At 67.8% G+C, this 3,427-nt stretch carries 3 protein-coding genes; all 3 read left to right on the top strand.

What is annotated here, in order from left to right:
- The coding region (gene nusA / locus VJ811_RS11595; RefSeq protein ID WP_324072448.1) for a transcription termination factor NusA at positions 1-1,198 on the top strand (1,198 nt) is incomplete at its 5' end.
- Positions 1,179-1,949, top strand: a complete 771-nt coding sequence (locus VJ811_RS11600) for a DUF448 domain-containing protein (protein WP_324072450.1) — start codon at positions 1,179-1,181, stop codon at positions 1,947-1,949. The genes nusA and VJ811_RS11600, both read left to right, overlap by 20 nt.
- 17 nt (positions 1,950-1,966) lie before the next feature.
- The coding region (locus VJ811_RS11605; protein ID WP_324072452.1) for a translation initiation factor IF-2 N-terminal domain-containing protein at positions 1,967-3,427 on the top strand (1,461 nt) is incomplete at its 3' end.

The following is a 3,427-nucleotide window of genomic DNA, read 5'->3' on the forward strand; positions in this document are numbered from 1 at the left end:
CGGCGTCGTGAAGTCGGTCGAATTCGGCCACATCGTCGTCAACCTCGGCCGCGCCGAAGGCGTGATCCGCCGCGACCAGCAGATTCCGCGCGAACTGATGCGCGTCGGCGATCGCGTCCGCGCGCTGATCCTGTCGGTGCGGAGCGAAACGCGCGGGCCGCAGATTTTCCTCAGCCGCGCGCACCCCGACTTCATGAAGAAGCTGTTCGCGCAGGAAGTCCCCGAAATCTACGACGGCATCATCGAGATCAAGGCCGCCGCCCGCGACCCGGGTTCGCGCGCCAAGATCGGCGTGATCAGCTATGATGGCAGCATCGATCCGGTCGGCGCCTGTGTCGGCATGAAGGGCAGCCGCGTCCAGGCGGTTGTCCAGGAAATGCAGGGCGAAAAGATCGACATCATTCCCTGGTCCGAAGACACCGCGACCTTCGTCGTCAACGCGCTCCAGCCGGCAACGGTCCAGCGCGTCGTGATCGACGAGGATGACAGCCGCATCGAAGTCGTCGTTCCCGACGATCAGCTGTCGCTCGCCATCGGCCGCCGCGGCCAGAATGTCCGTCTCGCCAGCCAGCTCACCGGCAGCCAGATCGACATCATGACCGAGGCCGACGCCAGCGAAAAGCGCCAGCGCGAATTCGTCGAACGCTCGACGATGTTCCAGGAAGAGCTCGACGTCGACGAAACGCTCGCACAGCTGCTCGTCGCCGAAGGCTTCGGCGAACTCGAAGAAGTCGCCTATGTCGGCATCGACGAACTCGCGGGCATCGAAGGCTTCGACGAGGAACTGGCGCAGGAGCTCCAGAGCCGCGCTGCCGAAGGGCTCGAACGCCGCGAGGAAGCGTCGCGCGCCGAACGCCGCGAACTCGGTGTCGAGGATGCGCTCGCCGACATCCCGCACCTGACCGAAGCGATGCTCGTCATCCTCGGCAAGGCCGGGATCAAGACGCTCGACGACCTTGCCGACCTTGCGACCGACGAACTGATCGCCAAGAAGCGTACCGACAACCGCCGCGGCCCGCCGCGCAGCGAACGCGCCGAGGACAAGGGCGGCGTGCTGGGCGAATATGGCCTTAGCGAAGAACAGGGCAACGAAATCATCATGGCGGCGCGCGCGCACTGGTTCGACGACGAGCCGGAAGCCGGAACCGCGGCGGAGCCGCTAACCGGGGAGGCCGCCGATGCGGACCCCGCACAATGATCAGCTGAGCGAACCAGACCGCGCTGGACGGCGCGGCCAGCATGTGCCCGAGCGGCGCTGCGTCATCACCGGCGAGGTTTCGCCGGCCGAACGGCTCGTGCGCCTCGCGCTCGGGCCCGACGGCGCGATTGCGCCCGACGTCCTTGGCAAGGCGCCGGGGCGCGGCGCGTGGATCGGCGTCGACCGCGCGACGCTCGAAGCCGCACAGGCGAAGGGCAAGCTGAAGGGCGGGCTCGCGCGCGCGCTGCAGGACGGCAATTTCACGATCCCCGACGATCTCGGCGCGCGTATCGAGGCGCAGCTTCAGCGCGCGACGCTTGACCGGCTGGGGCTGGAATCGCGGTCGGGCACCTTGCTCAGCGGCAATGAAAAGATCGAGACGGCGGCGCGCAAGGGCCAGGTTCGCCTCCTCCTCCACGCCAGCGATGCGGGCGAGGATGGGCGCAAGAAACTGGCGCAGGCGTGGCGCGTCGGCGAGGACGATGAGGGCTCGGGCCGCGAGGGCCGGGTCTTGCCGGTGGACCGCGGCACCCTATCTATGGCATTGGGGCGCGAGAATGCGGTGCATCTGGCGTTGACCGACGCCCGCGCCGCGGACCGGGTGCTGGCGCATTTGAGCCGCTGGCAGTTTTTCACAGGATGGAGTAGGGACGCGGCCAACCGCGATTCCGATCCGCACGCCCCGCCGTCTGCCGGCGAGGAAAAAATTGGGGCGTTGCCGACCAGCGACGCCGCTTCGGACGCGTTTTGAAGGAATGATAAGTTTCGATGAGTGACGAACAGGACAAACCGACCCTTACCCGCAAGCCCCTGGGGCTGAAGCGGACGGTCGAGGCCGGACAGGTGCAGCAACAATTCAGCCACGGGCGCCGCAACACGGTGGTGGTCGAGGTGAAGCGTCGCCGCGTGCTCGGTCGTCCGGGCGAAGCCGCGCCGGTCGAGGTCGAAGAGGTCGAGGCCGCTCCGGCGCCCGCACCGACGCCCGCTCCGGCACCCGCGCCCGCTCCGAAGCCGGCCGCGCCCCGCGTCAGCGAGAACGACAGCCTGATGTCGCGTCAGGAACGCCAGGCGCAGTTGCTGCGCGAGGCCGAAGAAGCGCGCATGAATGCACTTGAGGACAATCGCCGCCGCGACGAAGCCGCGCGTGCGCGCGCCGCCGAGGAAGAAAAGGCGCGTGCCGAAGCCAAGGTCGAGCAGACGACCGCGAAGGCGGCCGATCCCGCTCCAGCCCCCCCCGCTGCCGAGGCGCCCGCTGCTGTCCCCGCCGCCGAAGCGCCTGCGGCCGATCCGCAGAGCGAAGCCGCACCGACACCCGCACCGCGCAGCACGGCCAGCGTCGCTCCGGCGCCGCGTCGCTTCACGCCGGTCGAGGCACCGAAGCGCCCCGAACCCAAGCGTCCCGAGCCCAAGGCAACCCGTGGCGGCGACAGCCGCCGCCAGTCGGGCAAGCTGACCGTCACGCGCGCGCTCAACGAAGACGAAGGCGCGCGTGCGCGCAGCCTCGCGGCGCTGAAACGCGCCCGCGAAAAGGAAAAGCGTTCGCACACCGCCTCGTCGGGGCCGCGCGAAAAGCAGGTCCGTGAAGTCGTCGTGCCCGAAAGCATCACGGTTCAGGAACTCGCCAACCGCATGGCCGAAAAGACCGGCGACCTGATCAAGGCGCTGTTCAAGATGGGCAGCCCGTCGGCCAGCACCGACACGATCGATCAGGACACCGCCGAACTGCTCGTCACCGAATTCGGGCACGAGATCATCCGCGTCAGCGAAGGCGATATCGATATCCGCCACGACGAGGATGTCGACGATGCCGAACATCTGAAGCCGCGCGCCCCGGTCGTCACGATCATGGGCCATGTCGATCACGGCAAGACCAGCCTGCTCGACGCGCTGCGGGGTGCGAATGTGCAGGCGGGCGAAGCCGGCGGCATTACGCAGCATATCGGTGCCTATCAGGTGAAGACCCCCGACGGCAGCCAAGTCACCTTCCTCGATACGCCGGGCCACGAAGCCTTTACCGAGATGCGTCAGCGCGGTGCGAACGTCACCGACATCGTCATCCTCGTGGTGGCGGCCGACGACGGGCTGAAGCCGCAGTCGATCGAGGCGATCAACCATGCGAAGGCGGCGAACGTGCCGATCATCGTCGCGATCAACAAGGTCGACAAGGAAGGCGCCAATCCGCAGCGCGTCCGCGAACGTCTGCTCGAACATGAGCTGGTGGTCGAGGAA

This window comes from Sphingopyxis sp., from assembly GCF_035250425.1.
In the GTDB taxonomy this organism is placed as follows: Bacteria; Pseudomonadota; Alphaproteobacteria; order Sphingomonadales; family Sphingomonadaceae; genus Sphingopyxis.

Excerpts from the sequence above, each read along its gene's own strand:
- VJ811_RS11600 (WP_324072450.1), top strand. The coding sequence starts at position 1,179 with ATGCGGACCCCGCACAATGATCAGCTGAGCGAACCAGACCGCGCTGGA.